We start from the raw sequence: 24,484 nt of genomic DNA on the forward strand, positions 1-24,484 counted from the left end.
GATGGCGCCGGACCAAAGCCTTATCCGCGCTCATCCGCGGAGCTCCGTGGCTGAATGCTTTGTTCTCGCCGGATCCGTGGGTCGCGGCCGGCGTTGCTCCTACCATGTGCCGCGCAGGCGGGTGTCGAGTTCGGCCAGACGCGCCGGCGTGCCGACGTCGGTCCAGTGGCCGCGATGATGCTCGCCGGTGATCAGTCCGCGCGCCATCGCCGCGCGCAACAGCGGCGCGAGCCGGAAGCGTGGCGGGGTCTGCGCCGCCCCGGGCGCGTCGCCGACCACGGCGCGCCAGCCCTCGAAGAGTCGCGGCCGGTAGATCCCGATGCCGGCGAAGGTCAGTCGCGTATCGCCGTCGTCGCTCAGGCGGCCATCCCCGGTGAGCACGAAATCGCCGCCCGGGTGATGCGCCGGATTCTCGACCAGCACCAGATGAGCCAGCCCTGCCGGTTCGCGTGGCAGGCGCGCGAAATCGAAATCGCACCAGATGTCGCCGTTGACGGCGAGGAAGGGCGCTTCACCCAGCAACGGCAGGGCATGCAGCATGCCGCCGCCGGTCTCCAGCGGCTCGGCGCCCTCGTGCGAATAGTGCAGGCGCAGCCCCCAGCGCGCGCCGTCGCCGAGCACGGCGGGGAAGGCATCGGCCAGCCAGGCGGTGTTGATCACGACCTCGCGCACGCCGAGCGCGGCCAGTTTTTCCAGATGCCAGACGATCAGCGGCTTGCCGCCGACGGACAGCAGCGGCTTGGGCGTGGCCTCGGTGAGCGGACGCATCCGCTCGCCCTTGCCGGCGGCGAGGATCAGCGCGCGCATGGGCGGCGGGAGACGAGAATCGAAGCGCGGCGCCTGCGAGCAGCGCTCATGCCGCCTCCACGGGCCGTGTCAGGTCGCGGCCGGCGATGGCGCGCTCGATCAGCGCGATCAGCGGGCGGGTGTCGTCGTACTGGCTGCCGACCTCGCGGGTGTAGCGCCAGACCCGCGGCAGGTCGGCGAGGTAGCCGGCCTTGCCGTCGCGATACCACAGCCGGCAGAAGATGCCGAGCACCTTGAGGTGCCGCTGCAGGCCCATCAGGTCGAACCAGCGGCGGAAGCGGGCGCCGTCGGCCTGCACGAGCCCCGCATGCGCGAGCCGCCGGCGGTGTCGCTCGACCCAGCCGTAGACGCGGGCGTCCGGCCAGGCGATGTAGCAGTCGCGCAGCAGCGAGACCAGGTCGTAGGTGACCGGCCCGCGCACGGCGTCCTGGAAGTCGACGATGCCGGGGTTGTCGCCTGCGACGATCAGCAGGTTGCGCGAGTGGTAGTCGCGGTGGACGAAGGCCTGCGGCTGTTCGAGTGCGTTGTTCACCAGTGCGCGGAAGGCCGACTCGATCACGTCCCACTGCTCGCACCCGGGAGTGAAGCCGAGGTGGCGCTGCAGGAACCAGGTCGGCATCAGCTCCATCTCCGCCACCAGCCGCGCATCGTCGTAGGGCGGCAGGCCGGTGCAGTCGACGCCCGCCTGCATTCTCAGCATGGCATCCAGCGCATCGCCGTAGAGCGCATCGACCGTGGCCTCCGACAGCTCGGGCAGGTACAGGCGGTGGCCGAGGTCGGTCATCAGGACGAACCCGTGCTGGCGGTCCACCGCATGCACCTTGGGCGCGTTCAGGCCGGCGGCGCGCAGGCGGGCGGCGATGTCGAGCCAGGGGCCGATGTCCTCCTTGTCCGGCGGCGCGTCCATCACGATCCAGTGCTTCCCGCCGGAGTGCGCGCGCCAGTAGCTGCGGAAGCTGGCGTCGGCCGAGGCAGGCTCGAGCGTCGCGGCGGGGTCGTCCAGCACGGCGCGGGTCCAGGCCAGGCGGCGGGGGGCGCGGTCGTTCGTCATCGGTCACGGGCGGCGGAGGCGGTGGCCGCACACTGTAAACTTCCCGCATCCGCGCCGCGAGGCACAGGGAATCGATCCGCATGTCCGAGCTTCTGCCCGTCATCCTGTCCGGCGGTTCCGGCACCCGCCTGTGGCCGCTGTCGCGGGAGGCCTATCCCAAGCAGTTCCTGCCGCTGGCCGGCGAGCGCTCGATGCTGCAGGACACCTGGCTTCGGGTGGCGGCGCTGGCGCCGGCACCGCTGGTGATCGCCAACGAGGAGCACCGCTTCATGGTCGCCGAGCAGTTGCGCCAGGCCGGCTGCACGCCGCGCGCCATCGTGCTCGAGCCGGTCGGCCGCAACACCGCGCCGGCGATCGCCATCGCCGCGCTGGAGGCGAGCGCCGACGGCGCCGATCCGCTGCTGCTGGTGCTGCCTTCCGATCACGTCGTGCGCGACCCGGCCGCTTTCCGCGCCGCGGTGCAGAAGGCGCTGCCGGCCGCGCGCGTGGGCCGGCTGGTGACCTTCGGCATCGTTCCGACCGGGCCGGAGACCGGTTACGGTTACATTCGGGCCGGGGAGGCGGCCGAGGCCGGCGAGGGTGTGCGTGCGGTGGCGCGCTTCGTCGAGAAACCCGACCTCGCCACCGCCAGCCAGTACCTGGCCTCCGGCGAATATTTCTGGAACAGCGGCATGTTCCTGTTCCGCGCCTCGCGCTACCTGGAGGAGCTGGGCAGGCACCAGCCGGCGATGCTGGACGCCTGCCGCGCCGCGCTGGCCGCCGCGCGCCGCGACAGTGAGTTCGTGCGCCTGCCGAAGGAGCGGTTCGCCGCCTGTCCGGCCGACTCCATCGACTACGCGGTGATGGAGAAGACCGACGCTGCCGCCGTGCTGCCGGTGGATGTGGGCTGGAACGACGTCGGCTCGTGGTCGGCGCTGTGGGAGGTGGCCGAGCAGGACGGCGACGGCAACGCCCACCACGGCGACGTGCTGGCGCGTGGCTGTCGCAACACGCTGGCCTGGGGCGACCACCGGCTGGTGGCGCTGCTCGGGCTGGAGGACGTGGTCGTGGTCGATACCGCCGATGCCGTCCTGGTGGCGCACAGGGAGCGCGTGCAGGAGGTCAAGGAGATCGTCGCCGCGCTCAAGGCCGGCAACCGCCCGCAGGCCACCTGGCACCGCAAGGTGTACCGGCCGTGGGGCAGTTACGACGGCATCGACGTCGGCCCGCGCTTCCAGGTCAAGCGCATCACCGTGAAACCGGGCGCAGCGTTGAGCCTGCAGATGCACCACCACCGCGCCGAGCACTGGATCGTGGTCAGCGGCACCGCCCGGGTCACCCGTGGCGAGGAAGTCTTCCTGCTCGGCGAGAACCAGAGCACCTACATCCCGCTCGGCGTCAAGCACCGGCTGGAGAACCCCGGCCAGGTGCCGCTGGAGCTGATCGAGGTGCAGTCCGGCAGCTATCTGGGCGAGGACGACATCGTGCGCTTCGAGGACGTGTACGGGCGGGGCTAGCTTTTTCGGGGCCCCGGTCCCGAATCCCAGCCCTCAGCAGCAACCGTGGTCGCCGAACTTGGCGTGCCCGTGGGTATCGACGCCGACGCCCTGGGTCAGGCCCTTGAGGCTGGCCTGGTGGTGTTCGGCGATGACCCGCGCCACCGCGGCGGTGACGCGCTTGCCGGTCGGAATGTGCAGGAACTCGTTCGGGCCGTGCGCGTTGGAATGCGGGCCGAGCACGCCGGTGATCATGAACTGCGCGCCTGGGAATTTGGCGCCTAGCATGCCCATGAACGGGATCGAGCCGCCTTCGCCCATGTACACCGCCGGCTTGCCGAAGAAGGCGTGGGAGGCCGCGTCGATGGCCTCGGTCAGCCAGGGCGACATCGCCGGCGCGTTCCAGCCCGTGGAGGACTTCTCCAGCGCGAACTCGACCCTGGCGCCGTAGGGCGGGTTCTCGGTCAGCAGCTTCTGCACCAGCCTGCCGGCGGTGTCGCCGTCCAGCGTGGGCGGCAGGCGCAGGCTGAGCTTGACCGCGGTGAACGGGCGCAGCACGTTGCCGGCATCCGCCAGCGGCGGCAGGCCGTCGGCGCCGGTCACCGACAGTGCCGGGCGCCAGGTGCGGTTGAGCACCAGCTCGTGCAGTTCGTCGTGCATCGGCCGCATGCCGGGCAGGAACGGGAATTTGCTCCACACCGCGTCGCCCAGCACGGCAGCGGCCTGCTTCGCCTGCGCGATGCGCTCGGCGGGGATCTCCACGTGCAGATCCTCGACGTGGATGCGGCCGCTGATCTCGTCCTCCAGCCGCGACAGCAGCTGGCGCAGGACGCGGAACGAGGACGGCACCACGCCGGAGGCATCGCCCGAGTGCACGCCCTCCTCCAGCACGGTCACCTTGAGATTGCCGCCGCAAAGACCGCGCAGCGAGGTGGTGCACCACAGCTGCTCGTAGTTGCCGCAGCCCGAATCCAGGCAGACCACCAGCGAGGGCTTGCCGATGCGGTCGGCCAGATGGTCCACGTAGTACGGCAGATCGTAGCTGCCCGACTCCTCGCAGGCCTCGATCAGCACCACGCAGCGGCTGTGCGCGATGCCTTCCTGCTGCAGCGACAGGATCGCCGTCAGCGAGCCGAAAATGGCATAGCCATCGTCGGCACCGCCGCGGCCGTAGAGCTTGTCGCCCTTGATCACCGGCTTCCACGGGCCGAGGTCATCGGCCCAGCCGGTCATCTCCGGCTGCTTGTCGAGGTGGCCGTAGAGCAGCACGCAGTCGTCGTGGCCTTCCGGCGCGCCGAAGGCCGGGATGTCGATGTAGATCAGCGGCGTGCGGCCTGCCAGGCGCACCACCTCGACGCGCATGCCGGCGATGGGCTGGGCCTTGGCCCAGGCTTCCATCAGCTTGACCGCGTCCTCCATGTAGCCGTGCGCCACCCAGTCGGCGTCGAACATCGGCGACTTGTTGGGAATGCGGATGTAGTCGACCAGCTGCGGCACGATCTCGTCGTCCCACTTGGCGGCGACGAAGCGGTCGATGCGGGCGGTGTCCATGGCTAGCCTCGTACGGAACGGGTTGCCGATTCTATCGCCGAGGGTAGGAAAACGCTTACTCCGGGCACGGCGCGGCGCCGACAGCGGCTTGCGCCGAACGGCGATGGGGCGCGACGCGGCGGATCGGGAGACTGTGCCCACCGGATGCGGTGCGACACCGCGACGGATGCAGTCCAACCATCCCGTCATCGACAAGGAGAAACGCCATGAACAAGCTCGCCCTGGTGCTGAAGTCGCTGGTCCTGTCCCTGATGCTGGCCGCTTCGGCCTTCGCCGCCGACAAGGTCGACATCAACCGCGCCGATGCCGCCGCGCTGGCCGCCGCGCTCAACGGTGTCGGCCAGGCCAAGGCCGAGGCGATCGTCGCTTATCGCAAGGAGAACGGGCCCTTCAAGAGCGCCGACCAGCTCGCCCAGGTCAAGGGCATCGGTCTGAAGCTGGTCGAGAAGAACCGCGACCGCATCGTGGTGGGTGGCGCCGAGGCCAGCCCGGCCACCCGCTGATTGCGCACGCTCCCCGTACCCCGGGCTCCCCGGAGCCCGGGGTTTGCTCGTTGGCGCACGCGGCAGGCATACACTGTGCGCACTCCAGCGGGCCGTCTCGCCATGATCCTCGTGTCCTACCGTGTCGCCGCTTCCCGCATCCCCGGCGCGGGGCGGGGGCTATTCCTCGATGAGCCCGTGAGGGGCGGCCGGGTGCTGGTGGCGCCGGATGCGATTCCGCGGGTCTACCGCTGGGACGAAGTGCTGGCCCAGCCCGATCCCGAGGCGGCGCAGGCTGCCAGCGTGCGCTGGTTCGAGGACCGCTACACGGTCACCCTGGACTGGCCGGACGAGTGCTGCGTCAACCACAGTTTCGCGCCGACCGGGCTGTGGCACCTGGGCTTCATCTTCGCCGCGCACGATCTCGCCGCCGGCGAGGAGCTGACGGTGGATTACCGGCACCTGCTTGGCGACGGCCAGGTCGAGACGTTCCGCGATGCCCGCAGCGGCGAGGCCATCGTCGGCTTCGGCTGGCGCGAGTCGCTGGCGCGCTCCACGGCCGCGCTCGGCGCGCTGCTGGCGCAGGGGTAAGGCATGCATATCCACGCCATCCCCGCCAACGAGTACCGTCGCGAGCGCTGGAAGAACGGCCTGGGCTGGACGCGCGAGATCGTGCGCTCACCGGTCGGCGCGGAGGACTGGGACTGGCGTCTGTCGATCGCCGAGATCGACCGCGACTGCGACTTCTCCACTTTCGATGGTGTGGACCGCATCCTGGTGCTGCTCGGCGGCGAGGGGATGCGCTTGCAGTTCGCCGACGGCGAGCGGGTCGAGCTGCATCCGCCCTACGGCCACGTGGCCTTCGCCGGTGAGCGCGCGCTGCATTGCCGGCTGCTGGCCGGGCCGACCCGGGATTTCAACCTGATGTGGCGGCGCGGGCGGATCCAGGCCGAGCTGATGCGGCGCCCACTGGTCGGGCCGATGGTGTTCTTCGCCGAGGCGGGCGTGAGCTGGGCGGTGCATGTGCTGGCCGGGCGCGCGCACTTCCAGGATCGTCCCGAGGCGGCCACGCTGGAGGCTGGCGACACCGCCGTGCTGAGCGCGCCGGCCGCGGGCGAGCCGGCGCGGGTCATCCTGTCCGGGGGCGGAGAACTGCTGGTGATCCGGCTGCGCCGACGGTGATGACCGGTCGGTCGTGTCCGGTCGAGGAAATTTCTTACGTGATCCGGGGTGTCCCGCCGATGCCGCGCCACCGCGCACGCCGCGATCATGGCGATGGAGCGGCAGGCTTTTCGAGGAGTCCCGAGATGCGCAGCTACTACTACGTCAGCAAGGATTTGCGCCCCGGCCGGGGCTGGTGCGTCGGCCGCGAGATGAAGCACCTGCACACGCTCCCGACCCGCGAGGCCGCCGAAGCCTTCGCCGCCGAGCTGGCGCAGAGCGAGTGGGAGCAGTATGGCCGGCCGACCGCAGTACGCACCCAGACCATGCACGGCTGGCGGCAGACGGCGCGCTTCGGCGGCTGGGCCAGCGTGCCGCCCGTGCTGGATGCGGTTGCCTGAGCGGCGGCGTGGGGCGGCTGGCTGCGGCCATCATCCGCCAAGTCGTTCCCTTCCCCGGCGGCTGCGGGCAGAATGCCGGATCCCACGTAACTGAACCGGAAGGTAGTCGGGTGGAAATCAGCTCCGCCTTCTCCACGCCTCTTGCGTTCGCCCGGATGGAGTCCCCCGAGGACTTGAATGCAGAACTCCGCAGCCTGTTTCTCGCCTGCGAGGCCGAGGGCAGCCGCTTCGCCAATCCCGAGCCGTACACCCACCGCAATGAGGCCCTGTTCGAGAGCAACTTCACGTTGTTCGACTGGCCGCAGCCGGCCGTCGCCCGGCTCCGGGACTTCTGCTGGGCCAGCCTCTACCGGATGATCGGGGAGCTCAACCAGTACGACCTCGAGACCTTGCGTCGTCTGCACATCGCCCACGAGTCCTGGTTCCATATCACCCGGCGTGGTGGCTATTTCGGAGTGCACAACCACCCGTTGCATTCCTGGTCGGGGGTGTACTGCGTCTGTCAGGAGGGCGATGATCCGGCCAGCGACAGCGGCAAGCTGACTTTCATCAACCCGTACGCGATGAACACCATGTTCATCGATATGGCCATGCACCGGATGAAGCCCCCCTTCAGCATGGGCAACCTGTCGATCCGGCTGGTGCCTGGGCAGCTGGTCCTCTTCCCCTCCTGGTTGCTGCACGAGGTCACGCCGTTCGAGCCGCGCCAGGATGGCCTGCGCATCACCGTCGCCTTCAACGCCAGGTTCCGGATGGAGGGGGTGGCGGCACAGCGCTCGCCCTTCTCCAGCCCATGATCACCCAGGCCGGCGGCTCGTGCCGGCCGGAGCACTGCCCTTGGCCGAGTCCGACATTCCACCCACCGCACCCGCCGGACTGCGCCAGTCCGCCTGGACCGCCTATTGGCGGACTGGCTCGCTGCATTCGCTGGCCGGCTCCCTGAGCGACGATCTCGACGGCCCGGTGCGCGCCTTCTGGGAGGAGACATTCGCCCTGCTGACGGCGCAGGACCGGGTCATCGACATCGGTACAGGCAACGGCCCGTTGCCGGCGCTGCTGTGCCGGCTGCGCGGCGATGCCATGCCCTCGGTCGATGCCGTGGATCTGGCGGAGGTGGCGCCGGCCTGGTTGGCTTCCGCACCGCCTGCCTGCCGGAGCTCGGTCCGCTTTCATGGCCGGACCAGCGCCGAATCGCTGCCGTTCCCCGACCATCATTACTCCTTGGCCGTCAGTCAGTTCGGGCTCGAATACACGCAGCTGGAAAGGTCGGTGGCCGAGCTCGGTCGCGTCGTCCGTACCGACGGGCGGGTGGCCGTGCTCGCGCACCACGCCAGCTCGCAGCTGGCCCGGGTGGCCGGTGAGGAGGTCAGGCTGGTGGACCTGTTGCTGTCTCCGGGTGGGCTGCTTGCCGTGGCTTGGGACATCTACCCGTATCTTGCCCTGGTCGCGCAGGGCCGCAGCGCGCAGCTGTCGGCCGATCCGCAGGCCACCCGCGCCCGGCACCGCTTCAATGACGCGATGCGCGACCTGCAGGTGCAGATCGCACAAAGCCCGTATCCGGATGTCCTGCTCGACACGCGTGCTTTCCTTGTCGACTGGACCCGTGCGCTGGCCGCAGGCGCGGCGTCACTGGAGCAGGCCCGGCAGGCGCATCGCGATTACCAGCAGGCACTGCAGGATGCAGCCTTTCGCAGCCGCGAGCTGTGTGCCCACGCCTTGGACGAAGACGGTCTGGCGCAGTTGCGTGAGCGTTTCGCCGCCAACGGATTCCGCGTCATCGAATGCAACCTGCTGCATCACGGTCCGATGCTGATCGGCTGGACCCTGCGGGCACAGCGGGCAGGAGACTGAGCGGGCCGGCCTGCCCCGGCAGTGTTCGTTCGTCCGGTTTGTACTGGAACACGCCGCTCTGGATACGCAGGCGATGCGGCCCGGCCAGTTGTACGTGAGGTGCGTCGAACTTCTCGTCGCACAAGCGGCGGCGGCTGCGTCGTAGCCGTTGATCGGCCTGCTGCGCCGGTCTGGTTCGCCCGGATCTGTGCCGGGCGAGCGCTTGACGGCCGGGCGGGGGGGGGGGGATAAACTTGCGCGAGTACTTGACAAGCAACAAGGAGGGAGCCGCATGAAACTGACGGGATTCGTACTTGCCTGCACGCTGGTGGCCGCATACGCCGAAGCGTCGGATCACCACGTGACGACGTGCAACTCCTGCAGTGCCCACGAAAGGCAGTCTGCCGCGCTCACCGCAGCGCCGCCGTGGAGTGGAGTCAGCCAAGTCTACGTCGTCGACAATGCGAACCGCACGGTGAGCAGGTACGAAGTCACGATCGAGAGTGAACCCGGCTTCTCGCTGGCGCAGGCCGTCGAGGTCGAAAGCGAGGCCGATGTCTTGGATTTTGCCCGCTCGGTCTGGAAGGCCGCCGACGACTTTTCCTCGTCGGTCCACGACGTGCCGGAGGCCGTGATTCCCTCGCTGACGGACTACCTGTCCAACAGCCACTATCACGGTCGCGCCTTCCAGTTCGTCGAAGGGAAAGTGCAGGGTCTGTTTGCTTTGCCGCGCGACTTCACGATGGCGGTGGCTGCCCTGCTGTCGAGAGTGATACCGACCTCGGATGGCAAGATGAGGGCGACTCTGCGGTTTGCGGACGGCGGCACGGTCAGGATTGAAATCAGTCCGGGCATCGATGTTTCCACAGACACGTTGAGAGTCATGGGGCTGCGGGTGATTCCGGGTTCTGCCTCGGATCGCCATGGCGACCCGCTGCCCATGTCGCGGGAAGCCCTGACCGGCGGTTATGAGCGGGTCGAGTTGAGCGAGACGACGCTGGAAGATCTGGCCCGCATGGCGCGCGCCTGGGGAATTCCGGTCACCTGCCAGGCGACGTCTTCGCGCACGCGGATCCGTTGCAACCAGAACGGCTGCGTCACCGAGGTGATCGGTCGCTGCCACTGATCCGCTCGCCGCCGGGCGGACACCGTCCAGCGTGCCGGGCGGTGTCCGCCGGCATGGGTCGGGTCATCCGCGGTCGTCGCGGGTCCAGACCGCGCCGTTTTCCACCTTCACCGGGAACTTGCGCACCGGTTCGTAGGCCGGCGGACACAGCGGCCGGCCGTCGCGCACGTCGAACTTCGCCCCGTGCAGCACGCACTCCACGGTGGCGCCCTCCGGGTCGTAGACGCCCGAGGACAGTTCGTAATCCTCGTGGCTGCAGCGGTCCTCCAACGCGTAATAGTCGCCGTCGTAGTTGACCACCAGGATCGGCAGGTCGTCGGCCCAGACGACGGTCATCTCGCCGGGCAGCAGCTCGGAGGTGGCGCAGACGTAGATCCAGTCGGACATCGGCTTGTCGGCTCCAGGGCTCAGGGCAGAAGCGGTTTTTCCAGCACCTCGAAGCGCAGGTCCGGGCGCTTTGGGATGCCGTAGCGTTCGTCGCCGTAGGGGAAGGGTTTCTTGATGCCGGTGCGGCGGTAGCCGCGGCGCTCGTACCAGGCGATCAGTTCGTCGCGCAAGTCGATCACCGTCATCCGCATCGCCGGGCAGCGCCACTCGTCGCGGACGATGCGCTCGGCTTCGGCCAGCACCGCCTTGCCGATACCGCCGCCCTGCAGGGCGGGATGGACCGAGAACATGCCGAAATAGCCGGCATCGCCATCGACGGCGATGTGGGCGCAGGCCAGCATCCGGCCGTCGCGCTCGGCGATCAGCACGCGGCTGTGCGGGCGCAGGATGTCCTGGCGCAGCACCTCGGGGTCGATGCGCTGGCCGTCGAGCAGGTCGGCCTCGGTGGTCCAGCCTTGCCGGCTCACGTCGCCGCGGTAGGCGGAGGTGACCAGTTCGACCAGCGCCGGGATGTCGGCCTCGGTCGCGGCGCGGAAATCGAGTGGCGGCATGGGGCTCAAGGTTCGGGATTCATGCTTGGCAAGAGCTTCATGGAGCCGTCATCCCGGTGCAAGCCGGGACGACGAGGGTCTGATGCTCTTCTCCGGTCCCCGCTCTTACACCAACAATCTCCGCACCTTGCCCAGCGCCGCCACGAAGCGTTCGATCTCCTCGTGGGTGTTGTAGAACGCCAGCGAGGCGCGGCAGGTGGCAGGCACACCGTAGAACTGCATCAGCGGGTGGGCGCAGTGGTGGCCGGAGCGTACCGCCACGCCTTCCAGGTCGAGCAGGGTGGCGAGGTCGTGGGCGTGGGCGCCCTCCAGCAGGAAGGAGATCACCGCGGCCTTCTCCTTCGCGGTGCCGATGATGCGCAGGCCGTCGATCTTCGCCATCGCCTCGGTGGCGTGGGCGAGCAGTTCCTGCTCGCGGGCATCGACGTTGGCCATGCCCAGCGTGGCGAGATAATCGACCGCCGCGCCCAGGCCGATGAAGCCGGCGATGTTGGGCGTGCCGGCCTCGAACTTGTGCGGCGGGTCGTTGAACACGGTGCCGTCGAAGCGCACCTCCCTGATCATCTCGCCGCCGCCGAGGAAGGGTGGCATCGTCTCCAGGTGTTCGCGTCGCGCCCACAGCGCGCCGGTGCCGGTCGGGCCGCACATCTTGTGGCCGGTGAAGGCATAGAAATCACAGCCGATGGCGGTGATGTCGACCGCACGGTGCGGCACGGCCTGCGAGCCGTCGACGACGCTGACGATGCCGCGCCGGCGCGCCTCGCGACAGATCTCGCGCACCGGGTTGACCGTGCCGAGCACGTTGGAGACATGGGTGACGCCGAGAATCTTCACCTCCGGCGTCATCGCGGCATGCATCGCGTCGAGGTCGAGTTCGCCTTCGGGCGTGATCTCGGCGACCTTGATCCTCGCGCCGGTGCGCTCGGCCACCAGCTGCCACGGCACGATGTTGGCGTGGTGCTCCATGCGGGTGAGCAGGATGGCGTCGCCGGGCTTCAGGCGCGGCAGGGCGTAGCTGTAGGCGACCAGGTTGATCGCCAGCGTGGTGCCGGAGGTGAACACCAGCTCGTCGCGGCGCACGTTGAGGTGCCGTGCCAGCTTGTCGCGGCTGGCCTCGTAGGCGGTGGTGGCCTCTTCGCCCAGCGTGTGCACGGCGCGCGAGACGTTGGCGTTGTGGCGGCGGTAGAACTCGTCCACCGCGGCGATCACGGCCTCGGGCTTCTGCCCGGTGTTGGCCGAGTCGAGATAGACCAGCGGCTTGCCGTGGATCTCGCGCGCGAGCAGCGGGAAATCCGCGCGGACGCGGGCCCAATCGATCCCGCCGGTCGCGGCCACGGGCGTCGGACGGATGGCGCTCATGCCGGCACCTCGATGCGGTCGCCGTGGCTGCGCGGCGACGAGACCACGATGAAGCGCAGATCCTCGTGCGCCTCGTTGCGGAGCTGGTGGGCGGCGCCGGGCGGCACGTGCAGGCCTTCGCCGGGGGCGAGGCGATGCACGGTGCCGTCGAGCTCCAGCGTGGCCTCGCCGGCCAGGACATAGAAGAACTGCCGCGCACGCGCATGGCGATGGCGCGCTTCCGCGGCGCCGGGCGGCACGCGCTCCTCGATTACCGACAGGTCTTCGCCCTCCAGCAGGTGCCAGCCGTCGCAGGCCTGTCCCCAGGTGTAGTGGCGGGCGGTGGCGATGCTGGTCTTGTCCATCATTCCTCCAGCACGGCCAGCCGGGCGTCTAGCGCGGCGACCAGGGGGTCGGCCAGCGCGTCGTCGCCGAGCACGCTCAGCGTCTGACGACAGAACGCGGCGGTGAGCAGCCGGCGTGCCGCACCCTCGGGCAGGCCGCGGCTGCGCAGGTAGAACAGTGCGCTCGGGTCGAGCCGGCCGACGGTGGCGCCGTGCGCGGCCTTGACCTCGTCGGCGTGGATCTCCAGCACCGGCTGGGTGTCGATCTCGGCCTCGTCGGACAGCAGCAGGTTCTTGTTCGACAGCTCGGCGCTGGTGCCGTCGGCGCCCGCGCGGATCAGGATGCCGCCGTGGAAGACGGCACGGCCGCGGCCGGCACCCAGGCCGCGCCAGAGCAGGTCGCAGGCGGTGTCCCTGGCGATGTGGTCGATGCCCAGCCGGGTGTCCATGTGGCGCTTGCCGGCGGCCAGCAGCACGCCGCCGGAGCGCAGCGTCGCGCCCTCGCCCTGCAGGGCGGCGTTGAGCTCGTGGCGCGACAGCGCCGCGCCGAGTTCCAGATCGAGACGGCGGTAGGTGCTGCCGGCGGCGAGCGCGGCATCGGTGCGGGTGAACAGGCTGGCGCCGTCGGCCTCGTCCTGCACCCTGGCGTGCAGCAGCGATGCGCCGGGCTTGAGGTGGACGTGGGCGAGCGTGTTGCCGAGATGGGCGTGGCCGTCGAGCGCGCGGTGGTGCTCGATCACACGCAGCGCGGCGCCTTCGCGCAGCTCGATCAGGTGGCGCAGGTGCCAGGCCTGGTCGGCGTCGGTCTTCGCGCCGAGAAAGACCAGATGGATCGGCGCATCGCAGCGCACGCCGGGTTCGGCGCGCAGCAGCACCCCATCGGTGGCGAGCGCGGCATTGAGCCGGGCGAAGGCTTCGTCGGCGCCATCGAAGCGGCGGGCGAGGAAATTCACCTCGCGCCCGTCGCCCGAAAGCAGCGCACTCGACAGCGGGCGCAGCGACAGGCCGTCGGGCAGTCCGTCGAGCCGTGACAGCGCCGCATCGAAGGCGCCGTTGACGAACACCATGCGTGGTGCCGGGATGTCGGCGACGGCGGCCGGATCGACCGCCGGCGCCTGCAGTGCCAGTGCGAAACGGCGACGCTGGAAGGCGCGCAGCGAGGTGTATTTCCAGCGCTCGGCGCGTGCGCCGGGCAGGCCGTCGGCGAGCGCGGCGGCCAGCGCTGCGCGGCGCGACTCGCCCAGCGCGGCGGCCTCGGCCAGTGTCGGCGGCAGCGCGTCGAAGCCGGACTTCAGCGATGCGAGCAGGGGCGTGTCCATCTCAGGCCGAGGCCTCCGGCGCGATGCGCTCCTTCACCCAGGCGTAGCCGTGCTGCTCCAGTTCCTGCGCCAGCGCCGGGCCGCCGCTCTCGACGATGCGGCCGTCGGCCAGCACGTGCACCACGTCCGGCTTGATGTAGTCGAGCAGGCGCTGGTAGTGGGTGATCACCAGGAAGGCGCGTTTGGGGTCGCGCATCAGGTTGACGCCCTCGGCGACCAGCTTGAGCGCGTCGATGTCGAGCCCCGAGTCGGTCTCGTCGAGGATGGCGAGCTTGGGCTCCAGCACGGCGAGCTGGAAGATCTCGTTGCGCTTCTTCTCGCCGCCCGAGAAGCCTTCGTTGACGGCGCGGTGCAGCAGTTCGTCCTTGATGTGCAGCACCGAGAGCTTCTCGCGCACCAGCTTGAGGAACTGCATCGAGTCCAGCTCGGGCTCGCCGCGGTATTTGCGCTGGGCGTTGAGCGCGGCGCGCAGGAAGTAGGTGTTGTTCACGCCCGGGATCTCGACCGGGTACTGGAAGGCCAGGAACAGGCCTTCGGCGGCGCGCGCCTCCGGCGCCAGCGCGAGCAGGTCGCGGCCTTCGTAGCGGATCGAGCCGGCGGTGACCTCATAGCCCTCGCGCCCGGCCAGCACGTAGCCGAGCGTGGACTTGCCGGCGCCGTTGGGGCCCATGATGGCGTGGACTTCGCCCGGCCGGACCTCCAGCGTGAGGCCCTTGAGGATGTCCTTGTCGCCGACGCGGACGTGGAGGTTGTCGATCTTGAGCATGGGGTGTCCGGGTTGATGCGAAGTGGAAAACAGTGAAGAGAAGTGAGAAACGGGGGAGGGCAACGCGCGGCCGGGCAGGGGCTTCCCCTCGTTTCTCACTCCTCGTTTCTCGTTTCTCGATTCTTGGTTCCAGCGCGGGCGACGGGTGCTCAGCCCACCGAGCCTTCCAGGCTGACTTCCAGCAACTTCTTGGCCTCCACCGCGAACTCCATCGGCAGCTCGCGGAACACCTGCTTGCAGAAGCCGTCGACGATCATCGACACCGCGTCCTCCTCGCCGATGCCGCGGGCCAGGCAGTAGAAGAGCTGATCGTCGGAGATCTTCGAAGTGGTGGCCTCGTGCTCGACGGTCGCGGTCGGATGCTTGACCTCGATGTAGGGGAAGGTGTGCGCTCCGCAGGTCTTTCCGATCAGCAGGCTGTCGCACTGGGTGTGGTTGCGTGCGTTCTCGGCGCTGCGCTCGACCTTCACCAGGCCGCGATAGGTGTTCTGGCCGCGACCGGCGCTGATGCCCTTGGAGATGATCTTCGACTTGGTGTTGCGGCCGAGGTGGATCATCTTGGTGCCGGTGTCGGCCTGCTGGCGGTGGTGGGTGAGCGCCACCGAGTAGAACTCGCCGACCGAGTCGTCGCCCTTGAGGACGCAGCTCGGGTACTTCCAGGTGATCGCCGAGCCGGTCTCGACCTGGGTCCAGGAAATCTTGCTGCGCGCGCCGCGGCACTCGCCGCGCTTGGTGACGAAGTTGTAGATGCCGCCGCGGCCTTCCTCGTCGCCGGGGTACCAGTTCTGCACCGTCGAGTACTTGATCTCGGCGTCTTCCAGCGCGACCAGCTCGACCACCGCCGCGTGCAGCTGGTTCTCGTCGCGCATCGGCGCGGTGCAGCCCTCCAGGTAGGAGACGTAGGCCCTGTCCTCGCAGATGATCAGCGTGCGCTCGAACTGGCCGGTGTCGCGGGCGTTGATGCGGAAGTAGGTGGACAGCTCCATCGGGCAGCGCACGCCCTTGGGCACGAACACGAAGCTGCCGTCGGAGAACACTGCCGAGTTGAGCGCGGCAAAGAAGTTGTCCTGTGGCGGCACCACCGAGCCGAGATATTTCTGCACCAGCTCGGGATGCTCGCGGATCGCCTCGCTGATCGAGCAGAAGATCACACCGGCCTCCTTCAGCTCCTTCTGGAAGGTGGTGCCGACGCTGACCGAGTCAAACACCGCGTCGACGGCCACACCGGCCAGGCGCGCCCGCTCGTGCAGCGGCACGCCCAGCCTGTCGTAGGTGTCGAGCAGCTCCTGCGGCACCTCGTCCAGCGACTTGTACTTGGCCTTGGGCGCGGCCCAGTAGCTGATCGCCTGGAAGTCGATCGGCGCGATCTTCAGCTTGGCCCACTGCGGCATCGGCATGGTCAGCCAGTGGCGGTAGGCCTTCAGCCGCCACTGCGTCATCCACTCCGGCTCGTCCTTCTTCGCCGAGATGAAGCGGATCACGTCCTCGTTCAGGCCGGGCGGCAGGCGGTCGGTCTCGATGTCGGTGACGAAACCGGCGGCGTAGCGGCGCCCGAGCTGCTCGTGGATCTCGCGGTTTTCGAGGATGGGATTTTCGGTGGCCATGGGGGCTGCCTACGGATGGGGCTCAGCCTGCGGCGAGCCGCAGGGGGATGGATTTGGCGCGGTCGCTCCGGCCGGGCTGGGGCGGCGGCAGCAGCATCTGCGCCAGCGACACCGCGCGCAGCGCCTCGGCCACCACGTCGCTGATGCGTCGCCAGTTGGCGCGGATGCCGCAGTTGTCCTCGAGGCCGCACTGGCCTTCGTGGACGCTGCATTCGGTCATGCCGATCGGGCCTTCCATCGCCTCGACGATGTCGGCCAGCGAGATGTCCTGCGCCGCGCGCGCCAGCCGATAGCCGCCATTGGCGCCGCGGAAGCTCTCCACCAGCCCGGCATGGGTCAGCGGCTTGAGCAGCTTGCTGACGGTGGGCAATTCCAGGTGCGCGCGCTCGGCCAGCTCGGCCGCGCTGTGGACGCGGCCGGGGTCGCTGGCGAGGACGGTCATCACGACCGTCGCGTAATCGGTGAGCTTGGTGACGCGGAGCATCGGGCGGGTCGGGCTGAATTCGTACTGAAATTGTACGCTTTCGGTCCGCGCCGCTCAAACGCGCCGGCGGGACGGGGTGCGTCTTGCGTCCTGTCGTCCCGATGAGGCGATCCGCGCAACAATATGCGTTTGTCCACGCACCCGGAATGCCGATGCCCCGCAAGATCGTCGCCCGCCGCTCACCCATCCACGGCAATGGCGTGTTCGCCGCCGTCGACCTGCCCGCCGGTACCCGTCTGATCGAGTACAAGGGCCGCCTGCGCACCCACGCCGAAGCCGACGAGCTTTATGGCGACCAGGCCGAGACCGGCCACACCTTCCTGTTCACGCTCAACGACGAGTACGTGATCGACGCCAACAACGACGGCAATGTGGCGCGCTGGATCAACCACGGCTGCACGCCCAACTGCGAGGCGGTGCTGGTCGAGCATCCCGGCAGCGACCGCCGCCGCGACCGCGTGTTCATCGAGACCATCCGCGATATCCGCGCCGGCGAGGAGCTGACCTACAACTACGGCATCGTCCTGGCCGAGCGGCACACGCCGCGGTTGAAGAAGCTCTGGGCCTGCCGGTGCGGCGCGCCCGGCTGTACCGGGACCATGCTGCAGCCCAAGCGGCGTTGACGGGCTGCCGAACCCCCGCCGCCGTCCGGCGCATCCATCGCGCCCGGGCAACGTACTGCCGCAACTCCGACACGGGTCACCCCAAGCGTGACTTTAGGCCCGCGGCCGCGCGGCTCCGGGCCGCTAAGGTCGCCCGCTCCAGCCTCCCGGAGCCGACATGCGGCCGTTCCTTTCCGCGCTTGCGCTTGTCCTCGCCAGTACCGCGCCGACCGTGCAGTCCATCGAGATCGACGGTCGCCTCGATCCCGAGGAGTGGGCCGGCGCGCGGCATATCCGCGAGTTCGTGCAGGTGCAGCCGCTGACCGGCGCGCCGGCGACGCTGGCGACCGAAGCCTGGGTGCTGGCGACGCCGAAAGGCCTGGCGGTGGCGTTCCGCAACGCCCAGCCGGTCGAGGTGCCGCGCACCCGCCAGCGCACCCGCCGCGACCAGGACGCGCAGGTCGATCGGGTCAACCTCATGGTGGACTTCGAGGGCGACGGGCGGACCGGTTACAACTTCATGGTGACGATCACCGGCGGCATCGCCGACGCGGTGATCACCAGCGAGCGCAACTTCAACAAGGACTGGGACGGCGACTGGCGCTACGCGGTCGCCGAGGACGAGGACGGCTGGAGCGCCGAGTTCCTGATCCCCTGGCACATCGCGCCGCAGGGGCGGGCGCAGGACGGCCGTCGCAGCCTCGGCCTGTACCTGGACCGCGTGGTCGGCAGCACCGGCGAGCGCGTCGCCTGGCCGGGGGTCAGCTTCAACCAGCCGCGCTTCCTGTCGGATTTCGTCCGCATCGAGGTGCCGGATCACCACCAGGCGCTGCTGGCGGTCACGCCCTACGTCTCGGCGACCCACGACCGCGTACGCGGCGATACCGGCCGCAGTGCGGGTGCCGACCTGTTCTGGAAGGTCAACGGGCAGTTCCAGCTCGCCGCCACGCTGAACCCGGACTTCGGCCAGGTCGAGAGCGACAGCCTGGTGGTCAACTTCAGTGCGGTGGAGAGCTTCTTCGGCGACAAGCGGCCGTTCTTCACCGAGAACCAGGGCCTGTTCGAGGTGCCGTTCGGCGTCAGCAACAGCCGCCTGCTCTACACCCGCCGCATCGGCGGGCCGGCCGACGACGGCCGCGGCGCCGGCGACGTGCGCGCGGCGGTCAAGCTCAACGGCAGCCTCGGCGACACCCGCTACGGCCTGCTTGCCGCCAGCGAGGGCGACGCGGCCGGGCGCGAGTTCTACGCCCTGCGCGCGACCCGCGATTTCGCGGCGCAGGGTCTGGGCGGCATGGTGACCCACGTCGACCGGCCCTTCCTCGACCGCCAGGCCACGGTGTACTCGGTCGATCACCGGTGGACCCCGAACGGCAGCGTCATCGTGCGCTCGCAGGCGGTGGCGTCGAGCGTGCGTCAGGCCGGCGCGCGCAGCGAGGGCAGCGGCTTCCAGGTGCGCGCCGACCAGGACTTCGGCAACGGCTGGCGCCACCAGCTCTATTTCCTGCACCTGGGCGACGATCTGCAGCTCAACGACATCGGTTACCTCGACCGCAACGATTTCAACTACCTGCGCTACGAGGTGGCGCGGCGCCGCACCGACCTGCCGGCCGGGTCGCGCTTCGCCTCGCACGAATGGCGCGGGGCGCTGTCGCAGCGGCGCAACGATCACGGCATGCACATCGCCGACGCCTTCGCGATCAACCGCATCAGCCAGCGCCGCGACGGCGGCAGCGAGTTCATCGACATCGCCGGCTGGAGCGCGGGCAAGGACGACCTGATCCTGCGCGGCAACGGCGTGGTGCGTGTGCCGGAAAAGCTGTGGTTCTTCCACGAGCGTTCGGCGCCACGGCGTGGCCACTGGTCCTGGTACGGCAACCTGCGCGGCAATGCCGAAGGGCTGGAGGGCGCAAAGGGGATGGGACTGCGCGTGTTCGTGCAGCCGACCCTTCACCTGCGCGACGACCTGAGCCTGGCCGTTGGCCTGCAGCTGCACCACCAGCCCGACTGGCTGCTGTGGCGCGGCGGCAACCGGCTGGGCAGCTTCCGCGCCGACTCGGCCAACCTCGCCGGCAATCTGCAGTGGCAGGTCGGCGACCGGCAGGAGCTGCGGGTGAAGCTGGAAACCATCGCCATCGATGCCCGCCTGCGCCAGGCCTGGCGCGTGGACGCCGATGGCACGCCCGTGCGGGTGAACGAGCCGATCCCCGACTTCGCTGTCCGCAATCTCGGCTTCCAGGTGCGCTACCGCTACGAGCTGGCGCCGCTGTCGGACCTGTACGTGGTGTATGCACGCGGCGGCTTCGTTCTCGACGACGACGGCCAGTCTGTCGGCCGCTTGCTGGGCGAGGCGTTCTCGTTGCGCGACGAGGAACAGTTCCTGGTCAAGCTCAGCTACCGTTTCACGATCTGATCAACCGGCCGCGAAGCGTTCTGCCAGCAGTCGCGCCACCGGCTCGGGATGGCGCAGCCACAGGAAGTGGCCGGGTGGGCGGCCGCCGCCCACCGATTCCAGCCGGCGCAGCTCCAGCGGGCCGGCAGTGAGCGAGGCCAGGTGCTCGGTGGCGGCCGGCGGGGCGTAGTGGTCGCGACGCATGCTGATGGCGAAGACCGGTCGCTGCAACCGTGCCAACGCCGGGTGCGGGTCCCAGCCTTCCGCGCCCAGCGGCGGCAGTCGACCCGTCGCGAGGAAGTGCGCCCATTCGCGCATCAGCGAGGCACCCTGCGCGCCGCCGAAGCCCAGCCAGTCGCCGCGGAACGCGCCCAGCCGCTCCGCCATCGCGCGGGTGAGCACGCCGAAGGCGCGCAGCAGCGGTGACAGCGCGCCGAACTGGCGATGCCAGGGCGAGCCGCTGGCGACCAGGGCGACGCCGATGGTCGGCTGGTCGGGATGGCGGGCCTGGTGCAGCAGCGCGAGGTGGCCGCCGAGCGAATGGCCGAGGAGCACTGGCGGCGCGTCGGGCAACTCGGCGCGCGCCAGCGCGTACAGCGCGCGCAGCTCGTCGTCTACCAGGTCGAGATACCCCCAGTCTATGCCGCGCCGCGCGCGCACCGGGCTTTCGCCGTTGCCGCGCAACTCCACTCGCAGCGCGTTGAGGCCGTGCGCCGCCAGAGCCTCGGCAAGCCGGCGATAGGCGCCGGCCGGCGTGCCCAGCGCCGGCACGATCAGCAGCGCCGGCGCCTCGGGATCGGCGGCGCGGTGCAGCCAGGCGCTGGCCCGGGCGGGGCCGAGCTCGAGTGCGTGTGGTTCTGGATCGGACAGCCGGATGTCCATGTCGCTCTTGGTGTGGCCTGTGGTGGCGGCCATGGCCGCCACCACGAGGATATCGTCAGGCACCGCCGGCGAGATCGTCGAGGATCGGGCAGTCCGGGCGATGGTCGCCGTGGCAGTGACGGGCGAGGCTCTGCAGCGCGCGCTTCATCGCTTCCAGCTCGGCGATGCGCGCTTCCAGTTCGGCCACGTGCTGCTTCGTCAGCGCCTTGACCTCGGCGCTGGCGCGCTGCGGGTCGTCCCACAGGCCGAGCAGTGCTTCGATCTGCTTGATCGAGAAGCCCAGGCTGCGGGCACGCTTGATGAAGCGCAGCCGGTGCAGTTCGCGCTCGCCGTAGAGGCGGTAGCCGGCCAGGGTGCGGCCGGCCGCCGGCATCAGGCCGATCGCCTCGTAGTGGCGGATCATCTTGGCGCTGACGCCGGTGAGGGCAGCCGCTTCGCCGATGTTGTGCAGGCCTTGCTGCTTGGCGTCGGCGAGTTCGGGACGGGGCGAATATCGGGACATCGGGGATCCTCCCGTCGATCAGTCCGGCACCGATGTGCGCCAGCGACGCAGCAGCAGGGTGTTGCCGACCACGCTGACGCTGGAGAAGGCCATCGCCGTGCCGGCGATCACCGGACTGAGCAGGCCGGCGGCGGCGAGCGGAATGCCGACAAGATTGTAGACAAAGGCCCAGAACAGGTTCTGGCGGATCTTGCGGTAGGTGCGTCGCGACACGTCGATGGCGTCGGCCACCAGCCGCGGATCGGGGCGCATCAGGGTGATGCCTGCGGCCTGCATCGCCACATCGGTGCCCGAGCCCATGGCGATGCCGACATCGGCGGCTGCCAGCGCCGGGGCGTCGTTGATGCCGTCGCCGACCATCGCCACCCGGCCGTCGCCGCGCAGTGCGCGTACCGTGTCGGCCTTGTCGGCCGGCAGCACCTCGGCGCGGACCTCGTCGATGCCGAGGGCCTGCGCGACCGCCTCGGTCGCACCACGGTTGTCGCCGGTCAGCATCACCGTGCGCAGCCCAAGCCGGCGCAGGTTGGCGATTGCAGCCGCCGACCCGGGGCGGAGTGGGTCGGCGAAGGCCAGCAGGCCGAGCAGGCGCGGCGCGGCACCGGTTTCGGCCAGCCAGGAGACGGTGTGGCCGCTGGCGGCGAGCGCGTCGGCGCGCGCGGCGAGTGCGTCGAGCGCGATGCCGGATTCCTCCATCAGCCGGCGGCTGCCGAGCAGCAGCGCACGGCCGTCGACGCGGCCGGTGAGGCCACGGCCGGCGAGCGCCTGGACATCGCCGGCGACGGCGACGTGCAATGCGCGCGCCTTGGCCGCGTCGGTGACGGCGCGTGCCAGCGCATGCTCGCTGCCCTGTTGCAGCGCGGCAGCCAATGCCAGCAGCGCGTCGGCGTCGCCATCGATGGCGACCAGCTCGCGCAGCGCCGGTTTGCCTTCGGTCAGGGTGCCGGTCTTGTCGAAGGCGACGATGCGCACGGCGTGCGCGGTCTCCAGCACCTCGGCGTCCTTGATCAGGATGCCGGCGCGGGCGGCCACGCCGGTGCCGGCCATGATCGCGGTGGGCGTCGCCAGACCGAGCGCGCACGGACAGGCGATCACCAGTACGGCGACGGCGTTGAGGATGGCGGCGCTCCAGTCGCCGGTGGTCAGGCCCCAGCCGAGCACGGTCAGGGCGGCGATGGCGACCACGGCCGGCACGAAGACCGCGCTCACCCGGTCCACCACGCGCTGGATCGGCGGCTTCTTCGCCTGCGCGTCCTCGACCAGACGGATGATCCGCGCCAGCGTGGTTTCGGCGCCGACCGCCAGCGTGCGCACCACGATCCGGCCTTCGCCATTGACCGTGCCGCCAGTGACGCGCTCGCCCGGGCCGCGCGCCACCGGCCGGCTTTCACCCGTGACCAGCGACTCGTCGGCATGGGTGCGGCCCTCGAGGATCTCGCCGTCGACCGGGATGCGCTCGCCGGGGCGAATGGCGACGTGGTCGCCCACCCGCACCGACTCGACCGGCACCTCGACTTCGCCGCCGTCGCGCAGCACGCGCGCGGTGGACGGCCGCAGCGCCTGCAGCGCGCGGATCGCCTCGGTGGTCTGGCGCTTGGCGCGCGCCTCCAGCCACTTGCCGAGCAGCACCAGGGTGATGATCACCGCCGAGGCCTCGAAGTACAGGTGCGGTGCGCCGTGGTGCGCTTCGGCGAACAGCAGGTTCCACACGCTCAGCCCGTAGCCGGCCGAGGTGCCGAGCGCGACCAGCAGGTCCATGTTGCCGCTGTGCGCGCGCAGCGCTTTCCAGCCGGCGCGGTAGAAGCGCGCGCCCAGCCAGAATTGCACCGGTGTCGCCAGCAGCCACTGCAGCCAGCCCGGCAGCATCCAGTGCACGCCGAACGGCAGCGCCAGCATCGGCAGCAGCAGCGGGGCGGACAGCAGGGCAGCCAGCAGCAGATGGCGACGCTCGCGCTGGCCGGCGGGCGTGCCGGTCGGTGCGGGTGCGCCCGCCGTCGCGTCGACGACCGGATGGGCCGCGTAGCCGGCTTTCGCAACCGCGGCCACGAGCGCCGCGCGATCCAGCCCGGCGACGTGCTCGACCCGGGCGCGCCCGGTAACAAGGTTGACGCTGGCCGTGGTCACGCCGGGCACGGCACGCAGCGCCCTCTCGACCCGCGCCACGCAGCCCGCGCAGGTCATGCCTTCGATGGCGAGCTCACTGACATCAGTGACGAGCGCATAGCCGGCCCTGGCGACGGCTTCCGACAGGGCGGCGAAATCCAGCGGTGGCGCGCCGGCTCCGGTGCGCACCTCGGCGCTTTCGGTGGCGAGGTTGACGCTGGCGGCGACGACGCCGGGGATGGCCTCGAGGGCTTTCTCCACCCGCGTGACGCAGGAGGCGCAGGTCAGGCCCCGGATGCTGAAACGCAGCGGCGCGGCGGTCGGCTCGGAGGGGGGATGGGCGGTGTCCATGGGTGGGCCCGTTGCGGCGACGAGGCCAGCATGGGCCTTCCCATGATGGGAAGGTGAAGCGCCGGATCAGGCCGCGGTGGTGCGGCGGCTGCAGGCGATCAGGTAGCAGGCCACGAACAGGGCCAGGCCCAGGCGGGCGAGCAGGCCGAGGGCGGGCAGGAGCGGCAGACGATGCATGGCGGTGGCGTCGGTGTTGTCGGAGGGGCAGGGTCGGACTCGCGACGGTGGGAGGCTCGGGCGGGAAGCCCGCTTGACCTTCCAGCCATGGCAAACGTGAACCTGTGCAACCGACGGCCGCGCGCCGTTCCACCCGCACAGGAGGCATTCATGAAATTCCAGGTCCAGGGCATGACCTGCACCCATTGCGTCCAGGCGATCCACGGCGCACTGCGCGCCCTCGACCCGGACGCAGTCGTGACGGTGGACCTTGCCGCCGGCACGGTCGAGGCCGTCGGCGGATTCGATCCCGCCAGGGCCATTGCCGCCATCGAGGCGGCGGGCTACCGGGTCGACGGCCGCGCCGACGGGACGGATGCAGCGCCCGCGTGTCGCGGTCACTGCGGCTGACCCGGTGAGTCCGTACACGATGACGTGGGTCAGGGCCGGCGCCGTGCTGGCCATGGCCCTTCACCTGCGCCTGCGCGCCCACCGCGCCGACGGCCGCCGCTGCTGGCGGGTGGATCGGGCATAGCCGCATCGCTGTACCTCGTGCTCGTCCTGCTCCGGGTCGAGGGCGTGGCCGTGTGGCGCGAGCTCGGCGGCGTGGCGCTGTTCGGGGCCTTCGCCGTTGCCGGCTGGCGGCGACGTTCAGCGCCGCCGCGGCGGCACCGCCCACCAGCTGAGCACGACCGCCAGCGCGAAGGCGGTGTAGTCGGCCCTGCAAAATGCACGAACTCCGCAGCGGGCTTGGCTTGGCCCCCCTTGGACGACTGCGCGAATCCCCGGAAAATCACACCGTCGTTGCCAATTCCTGAGAGTTTT

General features: G+C 70.0%; 25 protein-coding genes. 11 read left to right on the forward strand and 14 right to left on the reverse strand.

Annotated features, from left to right (window positions below):
* Positions 1-99: 99 nt before the first annotated feature.
* Complete coding sequence (gene murU, locus HNQ58_RS02405) at positions 100-807, reverse strand: N-acetylmuramate alpha-1-phosphate uridylyltransferase MurU (RefSeq protein ID WP_183947178.1); 708 nt, start codon at positions 805-807, stop codon at positions 100-102.
* A gap of 46 nt (positions 808-853) precedes the next feature.
* Positions 854-1,858 carry an aminoglycoside phosphotransferase family protein gene (locus HNQ58_RS02410; RefSeq protein ID WP_183947179.1) on the reverse strand — a complete coding sequence of 335 codons (1,005 nt, stop codon included), beginning with the start codon at positions 1,856-1,858 and terminating at the stop codon, positions 854-856.
* Positions 1,859-1,938: 80 nt separating this feature from the next.
* Between HNQ58_RS02410 and HNQ58_RS02415 the strand changes: the two genes are divergently transcribed.
* Positions 1,939-3,354: a mannose-1-phosphate guanylyltransferase/mannose-6-phosphate isomerase gene (locus HNQ58_RS02415; protein ID WP_183947180.1), complete on the forward strand. Its 1,416-nt coding sequence runs from the start codon at positions 1,939-1,941 to the stop codon at positions 3,352-3,354.
* Positions 3,355-3,387: 33 nt separating this feature from the next.
* Here the strand turns inward: HNQ58_RS02415 and HNQ58_RS02420 are convergent, their stop codons facing one another.
* Entirely contained in the window at positions 3,388-4,884 is a 1,497-nt protein-coding gene (locus HNQ58_RS02420; RefSeq protein ID WP_183947181.1) for a M20 family metallopeptidase, read from the reverse strand.
* A 206-nt stretch (positions 4,885-5,090) separates the two neighbouring features.
* Here HNQ58_RS02420 and HNQ58_RS02425 point away from each other — a divergent pair, with 206 nt between their 5' ends.
* The 7 genes from HNQ58_RS02425 (at position 5,091) to HNQ58_RS02455 (ending at position 9,884) form a co-directional block, all read left to right on the forward strand.
* Positions 5,091-5,387 carry a ComEA family DNA-binding protein gene (locus tag HNQ58_RS02425; protein ID WP_183947182.1) on the forward strand — a complete coding sequence of 99 codons (297 nt, stop codon included), beginning with the start codon at positions 5,091-5,093 and terminating at the stop codon, positions 5,385-5,387.
* A gap of 177 nt (positions 5,388-5,564) precedes the next feature.
* Positions 5,565-5,957 (forward strand): SET domain-containing protein, encoded by a 393-nt coding sequence (locus tag HNQ58_RS02430; protein ID WP_343057143.1) that lies wholly within the window; start codon positions 5,565-5,567, stop codon positions 5,955-5,957.
* Positions 5,958-5,960: 3 nt separating this feature from the next.
* Positions 5,961-6,548, forward strand: a complete 588-nt coding sequence (locus tag HNQ58_RS02435; protein ID WP_183947184.1) for a HutD/Ves family protein — start codon at positions 5,961-5,963, stop codon at positions 6,546-6,548.
* Positions 6,549-6,673: 125 nt separating this feature from the next.
* A complete protein-coding gene (locus HNQ58_RS02440; RefSeq protein ID WP_183947185.1) occupies positions 6,674-6,928 on the forward strand; it encodes a hypothetical protein in 255 nt (84 codons plus the stop codon).
* Positions 6,929-7,101: 173 nt separating this feature from the next.
* On the forward strand, positions 7,102-7,725 hold the full coding sequence (locus tag HNQ58_RS02445) for a putative 2OG-Fe(II) oxygenase (RefSeq protein ID WP_183947186.1): 624 nt from the start codon (positions 7,102-7,104) through the stop codon (positions 7,723-7,725).
* A 40-nt stretch (positions 7,726-7,765) separates the two neighbouring features.
* Positions 7,766-8,779, forward strand: coding sequence for a class I SAM-dependent methyltransferase (locus tag HNQ58_RS02450; protein WP_183947187.1), 1,014 nt, complete (start codon positions 7,766-7,768; stop codon positions 8,777-8,779).
* A 271-nt stretch (positions 8,780-9,050) separates the two neighbouring features.
* Complete coding sequence (locus HNQ58_RS02455; protein ID WP_183947188.1) at positions 9,051-9,884, forward strand: hypothetical protein; 834 nt, start codon at positions 9,051-9,053, stop codon at positions 9,882-9,884.
* Between the two features lie 63 nt (positions 9,885-9,947).
* Here the strand turns inward: HNQ58_RS02455 and HNQ58_RS02460 are convergent, their stop codons facing one another.
* The 8 genes from HNQ58_RS02460 to HNQ58_RS02495 form a co-directional block, all read right to left on the reverse strand.
* Complete coding sequence (locus HNQ58_RS02460) at positions 9,948-10,271, reverse strand: non-heme iron oxygenase ferredoxin subunit (protein WP_183947189.1); 324 nt, start codon at positions 10,269-10,271, stop codon at positions 9,948-9,950.
* A gap of 20 nt (positions 10,272-10,291) precedes the next feature.
* A complete protein-coding gene (locus HNQ58_RS02465; protein ID WP_183947190.1) occupies positions 10,292-10,822 on the reverse strand; it encodes a GNAT family N-acetyltransferase in 531 nt (176 codons plus the stop codon).
* A gap of 105 nt (positions 10,823-10,927) precedes the next feature.
* A complete protein-coding gene (locus HNQ58_RS02470) occupies positions 10,928-12,181 on the reverse strand; it encodes a cysteine desulfurase (RefSeq protein ID WP_183947191.1) in 1,254 nt (417 codons plus the stop codon).
* A complete protein-coding gene (locus HNQ58_RS02475) occupies positions 12,178-12,525 on the reverse strand; it encodes a cupin domain-containing protein (protein WP_183947192.1) in 348 nt (115 codons plus the stop codon). The genes HNQ58_RS02470 and HNQ58_RS02475 overlap by 4 nt, the downstream gene beginning before the upstream one ends.
* A complete protein-coding gene (gene sufD / locus HNQ58_RS02480) occupies positions 12,525-13,823 on the reverse strand; it encodes a Fe-S cluster assembly protein SufD (RefSeq protein WP_183947193.1) in 1,299 nt (432 codons plus the stop codon). The genes HNQ58_RS02475 and sufD overlap by 1 nt, the downstream gene beginning before the upstream one ends.
* A gap of 1 nt (position 13,824) precedes the next feature.
* A complete protein-coding gene (gene sufC / locus HNQ58_RS02485) occupies positions 13,825-14,589 on the reverse strand; it encodes a Fe-S cluster assembly ATPase SufC (protein ID WP_183947194.1) in 765 nt (254 codons plus the stop codon).
* Between the two features lie 149 nt (positions 14,590-14,738).
* Positions 14,739-16,193, reverse strand: coding sequence for a Fe-S cluster assembly protein SufB (gene sufB, locus HNQ58_RS02490; protein WP_183947195.1), 1,455 nt, complete (start codon positions 16,191-16,193; stop codon positions 14,739-14,741).
* A 22-nt stretch (positions 16,194-16,215) separates the two neighbouring features.
* Entirely contained in the window at positions 16,216-16,677 is a 462-nt protein-coding gene (locus tag HNQ58_RS02495; protein ID WP_183947196.1) for an SUF system Fe-S cluster assembly regulator, read from the reverse strand.
* Between the two features lie 152 nt (positions 16,678-16,829).
* On the opposite strand from HNQ58_RS02495, the gene HNQ58_RS02500 reads away from it, so the two are divergent.
* Positions 16,830-17,300: an SET domain-containing protein gene (locus tag HNQ58_RS02500; protein ID WP_183947197.1), complete on the forward strand. Its 471-nt coding sequence runs from the start codon at positions 16,830-16,832 to the stop codon at positions 17,298-17,300.
* Positions 17,301-17,457: 157 nt separating this feature from the next.
* On the forward strand, positions 17,458-19,689 hold the full coding sequence (locus tag HNQ58_RS02505; protein WP_183947198.1) for a DUF5916 domain-containing protein: 2,232 nt from the start codon (positions 17,458-17,460) through the stop codon (positions 19,687-19,689).
* On the opposite strand, the gene HNQ58_RS02510 is transcribed toward HNQ58_RS02505, so the two are convergent.
* From HNQ58_RS02510 to HNQ58_RS02520, 3 genes are read right to left on the reverse strand one after another with little or no spacing between them, the layout of a single operon-like run.
* Positions 19,690-20,613: an alpha/beta fold hydrolase gene (locus tag HNQ58_RS02510; protein WP_183947199.1), complete on the reverse strand. Its 924-nt coding sequence runs from the start codon at positions 20,611-20,613 to the stop codon at positions 19,690-19,692.
* A complete protein-coding gene (gene cueR / locus HNQ58_RS02515; protein ID WP_183947200.1) occupies positions 20,606-21,052 on the reverse strand; it encodes a Cu(I)-responsive transcriptional regulator in 447 nt (148 codons plus the stop codon). Before cueR ends, HNQ58_RS02510 begins: the two co-directional genes overlap by 8 nt.
* A gap of 18 nt (positions 21,053-21,070) precedes the next feature.
* Positions 21,071-23,503 (reverse strand): heavy metal translocating P-type ATPase, encoded by a 2,433-nt coding sequence (locus HNQ58_RS02520; protein ID WP_183947201.1) that lies wholly within the window; start codon positions 23,501-23,503, stop codon positions 21,071-21,073.
* 327 nt (positions 23,504-23,830) lie between these two features.
* Here HNQ58_RS02520 and HNQ58_RS02525 point away from each other — a divergent pair, with 327 nt between their 5' ends.
* Positions 23,831-24,070, forward strand: coding sequence for a heavy-metal-associated domain-containing protein (locus tag HNQ58_RS02525; RefSeq protein ID WP_183947202.1), 240 nt, complete (start codon positions 23,831-23,833; stop codon positions 24,068-24,070).
* Positions 24,071-24,484: the final 414 nt, after the last annotated feature.

The sequence above is a fragment of the Rehaibacterium terrae genome (genome assembly GCF_014202935.1).
GTDB lineage: Bacteria > Pseudomonadota > Gammaproteobacteria > Xanthomonadales > Xanthomonadaceae > Rehaibacterium > Rehaibacterium terrae.